Annotated in this window: 13 protein-coding genes; 10 read left to right on the forward strand and 3 right to left on the reverse strand. The window is 40.9% G+C overall.

Annotated features, from left to right (window positions below; all coding sequences use genetic code 11):
* Nucleotides 1-2 precede the first annotated feature (2 nt).
* From lepB (M2448_RS17835) to M2448_RS17855, 5 genes are all read left to right on the forward strand, one after another.
* A complete protein-coding gene (lepB, locus tag M2448_RS17835; protein ID WP_280647495.1) occupies nucleotides 3-1,496 on the forward strand; it encodes a signal peptidase I in 1,494 nt (497 codons plus the stop codon).
* 31 nt (nucleotides 1,497-1,527) lie between these two features.
* On the forward strand, nucleotides 1,528-2,490 hold the full coding sequence (lepB, locus tag M2448_RS17840) for a signal peptidase I (RefSeq protein WP_280647496.1): 963 nt from the start codon (nucleotides 1,528-1,530) through the stop codon (nucleotides 2,488-2,490).
* Nucleotides 2,491-2,502: 12 nt separating this feature from the next.
* Nucleotides 2,503-3,150 (forward strand): WbqC family protein, encoded by a 648-nt coding sequence (locus tag M2448_RS17845; RefSeq protein WP_280647497.1) that lies wholly within the window; start codon nucleotides 2,503-2,505, stop codon nucleotides 3,148-3,150.
* 71 nt (nucleotides 3,151-3,221) lie between these two features.
* On the forward strand, nucleotides 3,222-5,234 hold the full coding sequence (locus M2448_RS17850; protein WP_280647498.1) for an Ig-like domain-containing protein: 2,013 nt from the start codon (nucleotides 3,222-3,224) through the stop codon (nucleotides 5,232-5,234).
* 30 nt (nucleotides 5,235-5,264) lie between these two features.
* Nucleotides 5,265-6,077 (forward strand): DUF3108 domain-containing protein, encoded by an 813-nt coding sequence (locus M2448_RS17855; RefSeq protein WP_280647499.1) that lies wholly within the window; start codon nucleotides 5,265-5,267, stop codon nucleotides 6,075-6,077.
* Between the two features lie 598 nt (nucleotides 6,078-6,675).
* On the opposite strand, the gene M2448_RS17860 is transcribed toward M2448_RS17855, so the two are convergent.
* From M2448_RS17860 to tsaB, 3 genes are all read right to left on the reverse strand, one after another.
* Nucleotides 6,676-8,604 carry a M56 family metallopeptidase gene (locus M2448_RS17860; protein ID WP_280647500.1) on the reverse strand — a complete coding sequence of 643 codons (1,929 nt, stop codon included), beginning with the start codon at nucleotides 8,602-8,604 and terminating at the stop codon, nucleotides 6,676-6,678.
* 19 nt (nucleotides 8,605-8,623) lie between these two features.
* On the reverse strand, nucleotides 8,624-8,986 hold the full coding sequence (locus M2448_RS17865; RefSeq protein ID WP_280647501.1) for a BlaI/MecI/CopY family transcriptional regulator: 363 nt from the start codon (nucleotides 8,984-8,986) through the stop codon (nucleotides 8,624-8,626).
* Between the two features lie 93 nt (nucleotides 8,987-9,079).
* Complete coding sequence (tsaB, locus tag M2448_RS17870) at nucleotides 9,080-9,787, reverse strand: tRNA (adenosine(37)-N6)-threonylcarbamoyltransferase complex dimerization subunit type 1 TsaB (protein ID WP_280647502.1); 708 nt, start codon at nucleotides 9,785-9,787, stop codon at nucleotides 9,080-9,082.
* Between the two features lie 692 nt (nucleotides 9,788-10,479).
* On the opposite strand from tsaB, the gene rnr reads away from it, so the two are divergent.
* The 5 genes from rnr to obgE all read left to right on the forward strand — a co-directional run bounded on the left by rnr (nucleotide 10,480) and on the right by obgE (nucleotide 16,143).
* The gene (gene rnr, locus M2448_RS17875) at nucleotides 10,480-12,639 is read left to right on the forward strand and encodes a ribonuclease R (RefSeq protein ID WP_280647503.1); all 2,160 of its coding nucleotides are present in this window, start codon (nucleotides 10,480-10,482) and stop codon (nucleotides 12,637-12,639) included.
* A 148-nt stretch (nucleotides 12,640-12,787) separates the two neighbouring features.
* Nucleotides 12,788-13,480, forward strand: coding sequence for an AIM24 family protein (locus M2448_RS17880; protein WP_280647504.1), 693 nt, complete (start codon nucleotides 12,788-12,790; stop codon nucleotides 13,478-13,480).
* A 265-nt stretch (nucleotides 13,481-13,745) separates the two neighbouring features.
* Nucleotides 13,746-14,285: a hypoxanthine phosphoribosyltransferase gene (gene hpt, locus M2448_RS17885; protein ID WP_280647505.1), complete on the forward strand. Its 540-nt coding sequence runs from the start codon at nucleotides 13,746-13,748 to the stop codon at nucleotides 14,283-14,285.
* A gap of 12 nt (nucleotides 14,286-14,297) precedes the next feature.
* Entirely contained in the window at nucleotides 14,298-14,870 is a 573-nt protein-coding gene (locus M2448_RS17890; protein WP_280647506.1) for an adenylate kinase, read from the forward strand.
* Nucleotides 14,871-14,952: 82 nt separating this feature from the next.
* Nucleotides 14,953-16,143 carry a GTPase ObgE gene (obgE, locus tag M2448_RS17895; protein ID WP_280647507.1) on the forward strand — a complete coding sequence of 397 codons (1,191 nt, stop codon included), beginning with the start codon at nucleotides 14,953-14,955 and terminating at the stop codon, nucleotides 16,141-16,143.
* The last annotated feature ends 161 nt before the right edge of the window (nucleotides 16,144-16,304 follow it).

Consider the following 16,304-nt stretch of genomic DNA (forward strand, 5'->3'; position numbering starts at 1 on the left):
ATATGGAAAAGAATACCTCTAACAACAGGGAGCAGACACAGGGAAAGCGTAAACCCGGCATCAGACAGTGGGTATATGGCATATTGGCCTGCATACTTGTAGTCCTGTTTGTCATCTGGACAGGCTACTGGGCTGTACTTATCCTTATCCCTGTCTTCATCGACATATATATCACAAAATATATTCCTTGGGGAGCATGGCGTAATGCCAAAAATCCTGCCGCACGAAAAATTCTCGACTGGGTAGATGCCATTGTATTCGCTCTGGTAGGTGTATGGATTATCAATACATTCTTTTTTCAGAATTATCAGATACCTTCATCATCACTCGAGAAGTCACTGCTCGTAGGCGATTTCCTATGTGTAAGCAAGGTGAGTTATGGGGCACGTTCTCCAATGACACCACTCTCGCTACCCCTGATGCAACATACGTTTCCATTTTTTGGATTCAAGTCGTACCTGGAGAAACCACAACTGGAGTACAAACGCTTTACTGGAACAGGCCATATCGAACGTAACGACATTGTAGTATTCAACTATCCGTCGGGCGATACGGTAGCACTCAATTACCAGAATGCCGATTATTATGCAATATGTAAACGCGATGGAAGAAACGTGGTATGGGGTAATAAATCCGAGTATGGCGATGTCGTTTACCGTCCTGTAGACAGGCGCGAGAACTATGTGAAACGCTGCATTGGACTGCCGGGAGACAATCTCGAGATCAGAAACGATACTGTTTTCATCAATGATCAGCCTATCGCCAGTCCCGAAAACAAACAGCAGATGTATTTTGTACAAACTGATGGTACGGCAATAACTCCTGCCATGTTCGATGAACTGGGCATCAGCAATGACGACATAACGAATCCACTTTCGCTGAATGTACAAAATGCGACTGACAGCCTGGCTCGGACAAACGTAGGATTCAAGGCGGGAGACGGTAGCTTCGGACTTGTATATCCATTACCCCTTACAAAGGCGATGATAAATGAGTTGGAGAAAAAATCGTTCATCCTTTCTGTGGTTTCCTATAACCTGTATTATAAGAAATCAGGAATGAAAAGGCTGGATGTAAACCCGGCAGACTTTACCTATCCTATCACCTATACGCAGGACGCCTATCCGGGCGACTTCCCTAAGATATGGATACCGAAACGTGGGGAAACGATCACATTTGATACTGATGTCGACTATAAAGTGGCTGCATACGTACGCTGCATTAAGAACTATGAGCATAACGACTTCGACTCTCGTGATGGAAAAGTATATATCAACGGGCAGCAGGCAGACTCGTACACCTTCAAGTTCGACTATTACTTTATGATGGGTGACAACCGAGACAATTCAGCCGACTCTCGCGCATGGGGCTTCGTCCCCGAAGATCATATTGTGGGTAAACCACTGTTTGTATGGTTGTCACTGGACAAAGACAAGAGTTGGTTTGGCGGAAAAATCCGTTGGAGCAGACTCTTCACTTCGGGTAATAAGAAATGATAAATAGTAAATCTGATTGAGGGATGAAATAATGTCTTCAAACAAGAAAAACATATACATCTATCTGGGCAAAGTAATCTTGGTTACTTTGCTCATTGTTTTATTTGTGCGTTGTTTTTTGTTCGAATCTTATTCCGTTTCATCATCGCAGATGGAAACATCTCTGCAAAAAGGAGATAAAATACTGATAAACAAAACTGCTTATGGCATACGCATGCCCATAACTATATTTAGTGTACCTTTCTTTTTCGATACTTATTCCACTGCATTACAGGCTCCGTACAAAAGGCTCCTCTCTCGTGATATCTCACAAAACGATGTAGTCCTGTTCAACAACCCTGCCGAAGCAGACAAGCCATTGGATAAACGAAGCCTCATACTGTGCCGGTGTGTAGCATTGCCGGGTGATACCATTCAACTTACAGATGGAATATTCACAGTGAACAACAACACATACACAGCGTCACCCAATACAATATACAAGTACCGGATAACGGCATCTGCCGGAAACGAAAACATAGAAGGCATTATAGACAAATCCGGCATCCAAGCCGACGGCGTAGACCGTATAGGCGACACCCTCTTTATGGAAATGAGCCGCTACGAAGCTTATCTGCTCAGCAAGAATCTGCCTGACAGTACGGAGCTACAGATTTACAGCACCGATACACTTACCGGTTACAAGTTTGCAATTCCCTGCGAAGGACAGACAATAGAGCTGAGCGAAAACAACCTTATTATATACAGGCAAATCATTCTTCTCGAGCAGGAGGGCAATGATGTATTTTTCGATAAAGGCATATTAATAATAGACGGCATCAAGCAAGGAACTTATACTTTCCGTGATAGCTACTACTGGATGCTGTCAGACAATACCGAAAACGCTCTGGACTCGCGCACACTAGGCTTTATTCCGTTCAAGAGTGTTATAGGCAAAGCGCAATTTGTCTGGTACAGTCCCGATGAAGAACGTCGTCTGTCAGTTGTAGAATAAACTTTTCAGCACATGAATATCTATCTATCTTCAGCATATCTGGCTCCCATACAGTATTATACAAAATTCCTCTCTGCCGAAACTGTTTATATAGAGCAATGGGATAATTACATAAAACAGACCTATCGTAACCGATGCACCATTGTATCGGCAAACGGAGCAATATCGTTGTCTATACCGGTCGTACATTCTTCGAAAGAGAAAACTCTGATGAAAGATATACGTATCGCCGATCACGATAACTGGCAGCACATGCATTGGAATGCAATCGTATCGGCATACAATTCTACTCCGTTTTTTGAGTATTACAGAGACGATTTTCATCCGTTTTTTCATCAGAAACAGACTTTTCTATTTGACTTCAACGAGGGGCTACACCATCTGATATTGGAACTGCTGAATATAGACTTACCTGCAATAAATCATACGCAGAATTATAAAACGGAATTTGCCGATAATGAACTTGATATGCGGGAGCTTATTCATCCAAAGAAAGATTGGAGAGCCCTCGATTCTGATTTTACCCCCACTCCCTACTATCAGGTATTCGGGCAAAAACTCGGTTTTACACCTAATGTGAGTATTGTCGACCTGTTGTTCAACATGGGGAATGAAAGCCAGATCGTACTCGGGAAATCGGTCAGAAAAGTCCTCAATTAAGCTATTTTATAGACTTCACGACATATATATGTTTAAAACATTGTATTTTTGCGTTAAAATAAAATAACCGGATGGTACAGTTTTTTAAGAATAACATTCTTCTATCGGTAATTCTGATTCTGGTTGCCGTTATAGCTACAGCATGTGCAAATATGGCTACTCCCAGCGGAGGTGCTTACGACCTCGAACCGCCGAAAGTAATGAAAAGTTCTCCGGCTTTCAATGCCACGAATGTGACCAAAGGCAAGGTAGTAATAGAGTTCGATGAAAATGTAACGATAGAGAAGCCATCCGAAAATGTTATTATTACCCCGCCGCAGAAATCGTTTCCGATAATCAACACCGTAAACAAGCGGGTGACTGTGGAACTGAGAGACACTTTGCTCCCGAACACAACATATACCATTGACTTTACCAATTCGATAGTGGACAACAATGAGAAAAACCCTGTAGAAAACTTCTCTTTCTCATTCTCTACCGGCGATGTCGTCGATTCATTAGCAATATCGGGTAAGGTACTGAATGCAGAAGATCTGGAACCTGTGAAAGGTATTTATGTAGGACTACACTCCAACATGAACGATACGGCATTTACAAAGACGAAATTTGAACGTATATCGCGCACGAATGATGCGGGAGCATTTACGATAAGGGGTGTAGCGCATGGTAATTACAGGCTGTTTGCACTCGATGATACCAACCGCGACTATATGTACGATAATCCGGGTGAGGCGATCGCTTTTTTGGATGAGATACTGGAACCTACATCGACAAGGGCTACACGATACGACACATTGTATGTAGACACTTCAAAAAAGGTCATAGACACCATCAAAGCAATAGAATATACGCGCTTCCTACCCGACAATATTGTGCTGAGATCGTTTAAATCGAGCTTTCAGCGACAATATCTGCAAAAGTATGAGCGTACACCAAATAAACTTACCATCTTCTTCGGCGCACCCACCGAGATGCCCGAGCTGGAACCATTGAGCTTCGATGGTAGTGCAGACTGGGCGATATTGGAACGTTCAGTGAAAAACGACACACTCACATACTGGCTCAAAGATAAGGATGTGATAGCGATGGATACGATAAATATGCGCATCACTTATCTGAGAACAGACTCCCTGAACCAGTCCGTCCCTTTCACCGATACACTGCGATTTGTAGACCGCACAAGGAAGAAATCGGAGAAAGAGAAAGAAAAAGAAGAGAAAAAGAAGAGAAAGGAAGGTGAAGAACCCGAAATAACATTCCTGAATGTAGCCAATAACCTGACAGCGGCGTGGGATACGTATAAGAACATCACTTTAGAATTTGACCAACCAATACTGCATCCCGACAGTCTGGCTTCAAAGATTAGCTTTCAGCAACTGAAAGACTCCGTATATCTCGATGTGCCGTTACAACTGGAAACCGATCCTCTGAATCCAAGAAAATATGTAATAAAGCACCGGTGGGTATACGAAAATGAATTCCGCCTGCAAATAGACTCGGCAGCTATTCATGGCATATACGGACTGTGGAATAATAAACTGGAACAGAAATTTAAAGTAAAATCCGAAGACCAGTACGGACAGCTGGCTATAAGGGTTGGCGGGGTAGATACCATACCTGCTTTTATAGAACTTTTAGATAAGTCGGATAAACCAATTCGAAAAGCACGAGTCAAAGATAATGCGGCCTTATTCCGGGATCTTAATCCGGGAACGTATTATGCCCGCATTATATTGGATGCAAACAACAACGGTGTCTGGGACACAGGAGACTACGAAAAGAATCTTCAACCCGAGATGGTTTGTTATTCGCCCAAGGTGTTTGAAATAAAAGCGTTCTTCGAGTACGACGAAGCAGATGTGTGGATGATAGATCCGACATCGCTGATAAATCAGAAACCTTTGGAAATAACAAAACAAAAACCTCAGGAAAAAGAATCGAGACGTAAGCAACTGGAAGAAATGGAGCAGAAAAATAACGAACAAAACAGAAGAAGGAACAGAAATACGAACACCAATAACCAGATACAGGGACAAGGAAACAACAATTATTACAACAACCAGTCTAACAGCAACCAATATTAAGACATGGTTGAACAATAAAAGGACAAAACTATGATTAAGAAAGTAACAGTAATAGCATTAATTCTTTTAGCTTCGGTAAATCTGAGTGCACAAAATCAATGTAAAGTAGATAATAAATACTTTCAGGCAGGTGAATCCTTAACGTATGACCTTTACTTCAAAAAAGGCCTGGTAAATATGAAAGCCGGTACTTCAACTCTGAATACTACATCGCTGAAATATGCGGGACAGGATGCCTATAAAATTACACTGGTTGCCAAATCGTCGGGTATGGTAGAGAAAATATTCAGCATAAACGATACCATCACTGCCTATACGACCAAGCAGCTTGTACCTCTTGCCTTCTACAAGAACGCAGAAGAGGGTAAGAATCATACGATAGAGAATATGAGTTATACCTACAATGCTACGGGAGTAAGTGTGCATACTAAAAGAGTAAGGGACGGCCAACAGAAATTCGATGAGACTATGACTGCCAAAGGATGCGTATATGACATGGCAAGTATCGTATTCTATGCTCGCACCCTCGACTACTCTCAAATGAGCAAAGGCAGTGAAACCCGTGTTGACTTTATATCGGGCAAGAAGAAATCGTATATGGTGATCGAATATCAAGGTTTGGAAAACATTAAAGCTAATGACGAAAAAACGTATAGCTGTATGAAACTCGTATTGAGCATACAGACCGATGCCTTTGAAGACAAGGAGGAGTCGATGAAAGTATACATAACCAATGATGACAACCGTATGCCGGTGAGGCTCGATACTAAATTGAAATTCGGTTCTACACGCGCTATGCTGAAAAGCTACAAGGGAAACAAATATCCTGTGTCTGCGAAGTAATAGTCTTCTATCATAACACATTTATAAAGGATGGAGGAGAGTAATGCTTTCCTCCATTACTTTTATATATCTGAATGAATGTGAAGGCAATCGGGGAAGTTTATCTGTATGTCAGTTAGCAGTACCCTCCCTCCAAACCTCCCCCAAGGGGAGGCTACAGAGAGAGTAGCAAAAAAATAGTTTTGTCAGGTTTTAGTTAAAATGACGTGAGTTCGAAATAATAGTATTTAAATATCAGCTAGTTATATGTTTTCTTTGTGAGCCTTGTGTAAAACCTTGTACTCTTTGTGGTTAAATCTTATTTCTTTTACCACAAAGGACACAAAGAAAAACGACAAAGGGCACGAAGTTTGCACCATATATTTTGGAAAACAATTGATTACATACTATTTTTACATCGAACTCGCGTTGGGTTATATATCTAAATGTCAGCTGTTTAAGTATGCTAACTTTTGCCTTTTGTCCCTAATAATTTAAATCTTTTCTCAAACCGAACCCTTTCGTTATTAATTTAAGAATTAATCAGTCTAATTTTTGGAGGGTAGTTCCAAAAGAGCGGTCAGCCCCTGTTTTATAAGAAGGGATGTATTGAATGTGATTATTTCTTTGTCGTAATTTCTATTACGTTTTCTTTTCCGTTAGCAGCAGTGCCGTATTTAGCCAGTGATGCTGCATCTTTTTTTATATTGACAGATTCTATCTTGCTTGTATTTAAAGACAGGTATGTTTCATTATCAATAACTTTACCATCTAATACAAAGAGACTTTTACTAATAGGCTCCGAGCTTAACTGATTAGTGACGGGCGCTTTATCTGTTTTCAGCCTGAAAACAATAGGCAAGGTAAAATATACGGAAACGTCTTTACCATTCTGCTTGCCCGGAGTCCAATTCGGCATAGCGTTTATCACGCGCAGGGCTTCGGCGTCACATTCCGGACTGATACCTCTGATAACAACAGCATCTGTAATAGCCCCTGTTTCGGACACAACAAAGCGAATAGTAACCCGTCCTTGTATCTTATTCTTACTGGCTTCTTCCGGATATTTCAGATTTTCCCCGATGTATTTTTGCATAGCAGATTCCCCGCCCGGAAATTTCGGCATTTGTTCTACGGTCACGAAAGCTTTACGGTCATCACCAGATCCTCCTTTTTTCAGCCCAGCCACTCCGACCTTGCTATTGGAGGCATCGTCTCCGTACCCGACAACCATCACCTCGTTCTTATCTTTGGACGATGTGGGGGCAGCGTTATTTCTTGACAATTTAAAGACAATCGGCAGGGCATAATAAACATCTACGGCTTTATCTTTCTGCTTACCTGGTATCCAAGCGGGCATAGCATTTACTACACGCAAAGCTTCGGCGTCTAATAAGGGGTCGATTCCGCGTATCACAGTGGCACTTGATATTTCGCCTGTACTTTTCACTATAAAGCGAACGGTGACTCTCCCCTGAATCTTGTTTTTGCTGGACTCAGTAGGGTATTTCAGATTTTTTGCCAGATATTCGAACATGGCAGACTCTCCACCCGGATATTGCGGCATTTTTTCGACTGAAGCATAAACACCGTCCTTCTTTTGAGGAACCTGAAGATCGTCCCGAGAATAATCATCGGATATGGCAGTTTTATTAGATATAACATCTATCAGATCAGGCGATGCCTGTGCGGCATTTCCCAATAGTAAAGCCAGCCCGACCGGAACAACCAGCAGATATTTGGAGGCTTTGCCTATAAACGTTTCTTGTTTATTCATCATGGTAATACGTTTTTTAAGTTGTGAGACATTGAAATTATTAATAAGTGGTATACCAGTACTTCTATTTGATGCTTTGAGCAATATATATTGATATTCTTTCTGGTCGAATCCGGCTTTCAGCACTCCCTGATCGGCCAGATATTCAAGATTGATTTTCATTTCCCTTTTTAGCAGCCATACACAAGGATTCCACCAGAAGCAGATGCACAGTACCTCGAATATCAGTACATCTACGGAATGGTATTGCCGGGCATGTGCCTGTTCGTGAGCGACAATTTCATCCTGTCCGGAGGTGTTGTATAATTCAGGTGCGACAAAAATCCAATGGAAAAAGGAGAATGACGAGGTTTCTTTGCCTTCCAGTTTTATTATCCTGCAAGAGCCTGTTTTTTCGGACTCACTTTTCATTCTCACTTTCAGTAGACTGAGTATTTGTACAATAAACCGGCAGGCATATAATGCAGAAATAACAGACAGTCCGATCAGGAAGTAAACTGTCATACTCAATGAGGGGTTTTCTTTTGGCGATACTGTAACTGCATCTATCTCGGAGAGCCAGTAAACAGGAATCTGCATTTGTGCCTCGTTTGCTATCGGTATTTCTATACTGACTAAGGGAAATATCAATGAGAAGAATACGGCAAAGAGGAAATAGAATCGTCTGATCGTGAAGAATGTATCTTTGCGAAGGAAAAGCATATATACCCCATAAAATAATATGAGGGCTAGTGAAGCTTTTATCAGATATATGATTATTGTGTTATCCATGCCCTTGCATTATTTGAGGTTAAGACTTTCCTTTCTCTATCATTTTTACGATCTCAAGTAATTCGTCCGGAGATATCTTTTCTTCTTTCGCGAAGAAAGAGACAAGCTCTTTATAGGAGTTCTCGAAATAGCTTTTCACTACATCAGACATAAAGGTTTTCTTATATTCATCCTCGTCTATTCTGGGACTGTAAACCCATACGTTACCATACTTCTTCGAGTTGAGATAACCTTTCTGATCCAAATTGCGCACGATAGACGCCACCGTTGTATATGGAGGTCTGGGTTCTTCCATTTCGTTCACTATATCTTTTACAACGCATTCTTTAAGTTGCCAGATATGAAGCATAACAGATTCTTCCTGATGGGTAAGTTTTTCCATTTTATTTATATTTAGTAGGTCTACTATTTTTTCGTAAATGTAGTTATAATATTTTATAATCCAAATAATTCGAATATTATTTTACGGAATAATTTACTTTCCGGTCAGAGGTAATACTTTATTTTTAGGAGTGGTAGCTACAAATTCTTTAAGATAGAAAGGTTCGAAATAAGCTACATCAACAAACGACCTGTTCCGATAAGCCTCATCTGCCAGATCTGCCATATACGAAGCATGAGGATGGATATTATCTATAAATAAGGCATTCGGATGATTAAGTACTGCTTTGCACTTATCTGCTCCATTACCGAAAAATAATACCTTGCCTTCATTCAGATATTCACTGAACGAACCCTCTTCGATTATATCTGCCGAAACGGATTTAATTTCCTGTAACTCATTATTGTATAGCACATCATATACCTCCATACGGCGGGCATCTATCATCGGGCATAGCAATGTCCCATCTTCCGGATTATTATTCTTGCGGACGCCGTATGTCATAATCTTTAATGTATTAAGCGAAATCAATGGAATATCCAGCCCGAAACAAAGCCCTTTGGCTTCGGACACACCGATACGCAGTCCTGTATATGAGCCCGGCCCACAACTGACAGCAACAGCATCGAGCGATATGTTTGCCGAACGAAGGTATTGGATAGCTTCATTTACAAATTGTCCGAGAAGAACAGCATGTGAAGGACCTTTCTCTTCCTCTCTCAGGAAAATAATTTCTTTATCTTTCGATACGGCTACAGAGCATACTTCCGTAGCAGTTTCTATATTGATGATACAAGACATTGTTTATAGTTTAAATGGAGAGCAAAATTACATATTTTATTAGAATAATCTCTCATTCGTAGAATTTCAGATAGCAACATTAAGTAACTGTTTAAATTTGACCGAAAATATTTCATATAACTGTTTCCTATTATTCTTTGGCTCTTATTTTTATTCATTCTTCTCTATTTTCTACTTTTCATTCTTGGTTTAACCCGCTAAACCTTCGAATAAAAAGAAAAAAATATATTTGAAATAACACAAAATAAGATTGCCAATCAAATTTAAACAGTTACTAATTCTTTTTTGTACATTTGAAGATGAGATTTACAACATGGATATAAAACATTCGGGATGCGAAAATGTTGTAATAATTGAATAATACCAACGGGTATTAGACCCTGCATTTTTTATTTATCCTTTATCTATATATCAGTTAGCAGCGATCAGTCAACTGTTAACAACCAAAAGCGGTCTTTGATAAGCATACGATTTAAAGGATATAAAGTTCAAAAACTAAAAGATTGAATTTTTTGTGAGAAATGTCAGGTTTTAGTTAAAATTCACCTCACGCAAAGGCGCGAAGGCGCAGAGAGAAAGGCATAAAAGCTAACGGCTAAAAGCTTCTGATTTATGTCATCTTTGTCAGGTTTTAGTTAAAAATAAAAAGATGCTATTTATTTGAAAAATATATAAAAGATATAACGAATACTATGAGTAAGAAAAAAGTGACTCACAAAACTGAAAAAAGAAAAACAAAAACTGATCTGATAAATACAGTCGTAAACTTCTTCAACCGGAATTCTACGGAATCGTTCAGTTTCAAACAGGTAGCAGAAAAGCTAGGCTATAAAAAACCGGCAGAAAAACAATTGATAAACAATATACTCTTCGACCTGCAAGAAGATGCCTTTATCATAGAAACTGCAAGAGGAAAGTTTAAATCGAACAATCGGGGACTGTTCCTCGAAGGTGTTTTTGAAAGACGCAGCAATGGTAAGAATTTCTTTAATGCAGATGGCGAAGACGAAGAGACTTCTCACATATTTGTAGCCGAACGCAACTCGGCACATGCAATGAACGGCGATCGAGTGAAAGTACAGATGCTGGCCAAACGCAAAGGACGTGACCCCGAAGCAGAAGTAGTAGAGATACTCGAACGTAAACAAAATACATTTGTAGGAACGCTGGATGTGCAGAAGCAATTCGCATTCCTTGTAATGGACAGCAAAATACTGGCTAACGACATTTTCATCCCGAAAGATGAGCTGCATGGCGGAAAAGATGGCGACAAAGCACTGGTAGAAGTTGTAGAATGGCCTAAAAAAGCCAAGAATCCGATAGGGAAGGTTATCGATATACTCGGACAGGCAGGAGAGAACAATACAGAAATGAATGCTATCCTTGCCGAGTATGGACTACCTTATAAATATCCGGAAAGGGTAGAAGAGGCTGCAAACAAAATATCTGATGAAATCACAAAGGAAGAAATTGCCAAACGCGAAGATATGCGTGCCACTACTACCTTTACCATCGACCCACGCGATGCCAAAGACTTTGATGATGCACTGTCAGTAAAACAACTTAAAAAGGGACTTTGGGAAGTTGGCGTACACATAGCAGACGTTACCCACTATGTAGAAGAAGGCGATATCATAGATAAAGAAGGGGAAAGCCGTGCAACTTCTATTTACCTTGTAGACAGGACTATTCCGATGCTTCCCGAACGACTGAGTAACAATCTGTGCTCATTGCGTCCGCATGAAGATAAACTTTGCTACTCTGTCATCTTCGACATTGACGATGAAGCTAATATAAAAAAGTACCGTATTGCACGCACAGTTATCCATTCCGACAGGCGATTTACATACGAAGAAGCTCAGGATATTATAGAAACAGGCGAAGGTGACTTCAAAGAAGAGGTACTAAAATTAAACGACCTTGCAAAGAAACTGAGAGACAAACGCTTCGATAGTGGAGCTATTGCATTCGACAGACACGAAGTAAGATTTGAGATAGATGAAAAAGGTAAGCCGCTGAGTGTTTACTTCAAGTACGCGAAAGAATCCAACAAACTGATAGAGGAGTTCATGCTGTTGGCAAACCGCACCGTAGCAGAATTTGTAGGTAAAGTGCCGAAAAGCAAAACAGCCAAGACATTCGTTTATCGTATCCACGACCTGCCAAATAGCGAAAAGATGGAAAATCTGTCCGAATTTATCCGTCGTTTTGGTTATAAGATTAAAGTAGACGGCTCAAAAACTGCTGTATCGAAATCGATAAACCATCTGTTGGACGAAGTAGGCGGTACACCCGAAGAGAACCTGATATCGACTATTGCTATTCGTGCTATGGCTAAGGCAATCTACTCTACAGCCAATATAGGGCACTATGGGCTTGCTTTCGAATATTATACGCATTTCACTTCGCCTATCCGCCGCTATCCGGACATGATGGTGCACAGGCTTTTGACCAAGTATATGAGCGGAGAACGTAGTGTAAGTAAACAAATATACGAAAGCAAATGCGAGCATAGTTCGAGCATGGAACAACTGGCTGCTAATGCCGAACGTGCTTCTATAAAATACAAACAAGTGGAATACATGTCCGATAAACTGGGGCAGGTATTCGATGCTGTTATCTCGGGTATTACCGAATGGGGGCTATATGCTGAGATAAATGAGAACAAATGTGAAGGCATGATCCCTATTCGCGATCTGGATGATGACTTCTACGAGTTCGATGAGAAGAATTATTGCCTACGCGGACGTCGCAATAAACGTACATACAGTCTGGGCGATCCGTTGAAGATAAAAGTAGCGAAAGCTAATCTGGAGCGGAAGCAATTAGACTTTGCTCTGGTGGAAGAATAAATTTGCTATTATAGATTTTGTGTAAATAAAAAATTTGCTTTTTTTTGTAGTACCGGAAAAAATATTATTTTAGACGTTTAATTAAGAGATCCATTGAAATTTAACAACACACAATAATTATATTATAAATCAAAAACACTTTAACCCTATGAACAAGTATTCAATTAAAGCTTTTATTGAAGAGACTGCACAAGATGAATCTAAAAATGATTTCTTCCAACTCGAAAGCCCTTACATGCTGGAACTTAATATCAGCAACCAAATGGTAATGCTGAAAAAAGGAGCAATGGTAGCTTATACAGGAAATATAAAGTTTGAGAGAGAAGGCATGCTCAGCAAAGGTGTTGGTAACCTGCTGAAAAAAGCTGTATCGGGTGAAGGTACTACAATGATGAAAACAACCGGTAACGGTAGAGTTTATGCTGCCGATTTCGAAAAGAGAGTGCGCATACTGTATCTTGAGAACGAATCGATCAATGTGAATGGTAACGACATCCTTGCACATGAAGAGTCGGTGAAATCGGAAGTGAAAATGATGAAGAGTGTTGCCGGCATTATGGGTGGCGGACTGTTCCAAGCTCGTCTTAGCGGAACAGGACATATTGCTATCACAACTCATGGTAACCCGATGACACTGATCGTAAAACCGGGACAGCCTGTATTTACTGACCCTAATGCAACAGTTGCTTGGTCTGGCAATCTGGCCCCTACGATGAAAACAGACATTTCTCTTAAAACATTTATCGGTAGAGGAAGCGGTGAGAGCTTCCAGATGATGTTTGAAGGAGATGGCTGGGTAATCATCCAACCATGTGAAGAAGTGTACGGCGTGCCACAATAATAATACGCATTGTAATAATAGAGAGGGATTCTGTATTGAATCCCTTTTTAATTCCGGACGTTTAGTCATTGTGTAAATTTTTGTCCTCTATTTTAATAGTATTATATATAATAAGGCGGGATAAACATAGCATATTCGGGCATATTTTAAACTATTTGAAAATATTTTGTCCTTTTTCGGATATTTAAAAAGCAATTCATTATGAACAATTAAGCTAAATATACTACTTTTGCAGTTTAATAATATTTAAGAAAAGGAAGCGCCCATGAAAACGGTGAAGATTAGAGATAAAGAATTTGAACTATTTCTGACACAGGACAGAATAGAAAAGGCTATAGACGAGGTGGCAGCAAGACTGAACAAAGACCTTGCCGACAAAGACCCCTTATTCATCTGCATTCTGAACGGCTCGTTCATGTACGCATCAGAATTGATGAAACGGATAACTATTCCCTGCGAAGTCTCTTTTGTGAAGGTATCTTCATACAAGGGAGTTTCCTCAACCGGAAAGATAAAAGAGATATACGGGCTCGAAGAAGATATAAAAGGCCGCACAATAGTCATTGTTGAAGACATCGTAGATACCGGTCACACGATGACTCTCATGCTGGAGCAACTTGTCTGCGATGAACCAAAGCAAATACTGGTAACGACACTGTTGCTAAAACCCGATGCCCTGAAACAGCCGGTACAACTGGATTATGTAGCTTTAGAAATTCCGAACGATTTCATTGTAGGATATGGGCTTGACTATGATGGGTATGGCCGTAACCTCTCCGACATCTATAAACTGAAAGATCAATAAAAACAATATATCATGCTGAATATTATAATCTTCGGAGCTCCCGGCTCCGGTAAAGGAACTCAGAGTGAGAACCTTATTAAAAAGTATAACCTTGCACATATTTCTACAGGAGATGTCCTACGCGCCGAAATGAAGAACGGTACAGAACTTGGCAAATTAGCCGAAGGCTACATTTCTAAAGGGCAATTGGTTCCCGATGATGTAGTAATAGGCATGTTGGCAAATGTGCTTGACAGTAAGAAAGGTTCCGCAGGCGTTATCTTCGACGGATTTCCACGCACTATCGCACAAAGCGACGCACTCGAGAAAATGCTGAAAGACAGAGGACAGGAAGTATCTATTGTGGTAAGCCTCGAAGTAGAAGAGCCCGAACTGATAGACCGCCTCATCAAACGCGGACAACAATCGGGACGCTCTGACGATAATCTGGAAACCATCAAATCCCGTCTTGATGTTTACAAGAATCAGACTTCTCCGCTTAAGGAACATTATAAGACAACCGGCAAACTGACTTCAATAAAAGGAGTGGGAACGGTTGACGAAATCTTCAACCTCATAGCAGAGGCCGTAGATAAGGTAAAATAATAATATCAAATTATATCGGGGAAGTTATAAGCCGCCTGCGGTCTTATAACTTCCTTTGTTATCTAAAAAGACATCACAGCATATGGCAGATTCGAATTTTATAGACTACGTCAAAATATATTGCCGCTCGGGAAAAGGAGGAAGAGGTTCAACCCACTTCCGCCGCGAAAAGTACATTCCTAAAGGCGGGCCTGACGGAGGTGACGGAGGGAACGGAGGAAATATAATCCTTCGTGGAAACCGTAATATGTGGACACTGCTCCACTTGAAGTTCCAACGCCATATACTAGCCGGGCATGGCGAAAGTGGATCGGGAAGGCTAAGTACAGGTAAAAGCGGTGAATCGAAGATCATAGATGTGCCATGTGGTACTGTTGCCTATGATGCCGAAACAGGTGAATACCTCTGTGACGTAACCGAAGACGGACAGGAAGTGATCCTGCTGAAAGGTGGTAAAGGCGGTCGCGGAAATAACCACTTCAAGACATCTACCAATCAGGCTCCACGCTATGCACAGCCCGGTGAGCCATACGAAGAGCGCAGGGTAATACTCGAGCTCAAAGTATTGGCCGATGTAGGGCTAGTAGGATTCCCTAATGCAGGTAAGTCTACATTGCTCTCGGTTGTAAGTGCTGCCAAGCCTAAAATAGCCAACTATCCGTTTACTACACTGGAGCCAAAGATCGGGATTGTCAGCTATCGCGACTACAAGTCGTTTGTGATGGCCGATATACCGGGCATTATAGAAGGAGCCAGCGAAGGCAAAGGTTTGGGACTGCGCTTCCTGCGTCATATCGAGCGTAACTCTCTTCTCTTGTTCATGGTGCCTGCTGATGCGGACGATATACATCAGGAATACAGGATACTGCTCAACGAACTGGCTCAATATAACCCTGAGCTGCTCGACAAAAGCCGAGTACTGGCTATCTCCAAATCGGATATGCTGGACGATGAACTGATGGAAGCACTGGCAGCCGACCTGCCGGAGATACCTCACATATTCATATCATCCATTACCGGACAGAATATCACAGCACTCAAAGACCTGCTGTGGCGCGAACTGAATGCCGATGGCGAATACAGGAAGTCATTCGACATTTCACACCGCAATCTGGACATCAAGACTGTCGAATTCAGTGAGGAAGAAGAATACATTCCCGAGGAAGACGACCTTGAAGAAGACTGGGATGACGAAGAAGAGGACTTCGACCCTGAATTCTACTATGAGAAGGGTGAAGAGTTTGAAGGTGAAGAACCGAAAGACACAGAATAACAGACAACTAGAAGTGGTTCAGTGTACTATTGAATCTGAGTCACTTCTTTCTTTTCTTCATCTATAGTGAAATAGTTTCGATCTGATCTGACAGTTAAAGGGCAAACAATTAAGTTTGTATTGCTTAATAAACAAAAAGTTTAACCCTTTAACTTATCAGA

It is taken from the genome of Dysgonomonas sp. PF1-14, from assembly GCF_029892965.1.
Taxonomy (GTDB): Bacteria; Bacteroidota; Bacteroidia; order Bacteroidales; family Dysgonomonadaceae; genus Dysgonomonas.

What these genes read in the sequence shown, in the direction of transcription:
- M2448_RS17880 (WP_280647504.1), top strand. Translation starts at nt 12,788, where the DNA reads ATGAACAAGTATTCAATTAAAGCTTTTATTGAAGAGACTGCACAAGAT.
- M2448_RS17865 (WP_280647501.1), bottom strand. Translation starts at nt 8,986, where the DNA reads ATGGAAAAACTTACCCATCAGGAAGAATCTGTTATGCTTCATATCTGG.
- M2448_RS17855 (WP_280647499.1), top strand. Translation starts at nt 5,265, where the DNA reads ATGATTAAGAAAGTAACAGTAATAGCATTAATTCTTTTAGCTTCGGTA.
- lepB (WP_280647496.1), top strand. Translation starts at nt 1,528, where the DNA reads ATGTCTTCAAACAAGAAAAACATATACATCTATCTGGGCAAAGTAATC.
- M2448_RS17890 (WP_280647506.1), top strand. Translation starts at nt 14,298, where the DNA reads ATGCTGAATATTATAATCTTCGGAGCTCCCGGCTCCGGTAAAGGAACT.
- obgE (WP_280647507.1), top strand. Translation starts at nt 14,953, where the DNA reads ATGGCAGATTCGAATTTTATAGACTACGTCAAAATATATTGCCGCTCG.
- rnr (WP_280647503.1), top strand. Translation starts at nt 10,480, where the DNA reads ATGAGTAAGAAAAAAGTGACTCACAAAACTGAAAAAAGAAAAACAAAA.
- lepB (WP_280647495.1), top strand. Translation starts at nt 3, where the DNA reads ATGGAAAAGAATACCTCTAACAACAGGGAGCAGACACAGGGAAAGCGT.
- tsaB (WP_280647502.1), bottom strand. Translation starts at nt 9,787, where the DNA reads ATGTCTTGTATCATCAATATAGAAACTGCTACGGAAGTATGCTCTGTA.
- M2448_RS17860 (WP_280647500.1), bottom strand. Translation starts at nt 8,604, where the DNA reads ATGGATAACACAATAATCATATATCTGATAAAAGCTTCACTAGCCCTC.
- M2448_RS17845 (WP_280647497.1), top strand. Translation starts at nt 2,503, where the DNA reads ATGAATATCTATCTATCTTCAGCATATCTGGCTCCCATACAGTATTAT.
- M2448_RS17850 (WP_280647498.1), top strand. Translation starts at nt 3,222, where the DNA reads ATGGTACAGTTTTTTAAGAATAACATTCTTCTATCGGTAATTCTGATT.
- hpt (WP_280647505.1), top strand. Translation starts at nt 13,746, where the DNA reads ATGAAAACGGTGAAGATTAGAGATAAAGAATTTGAACTATTTCTGACA.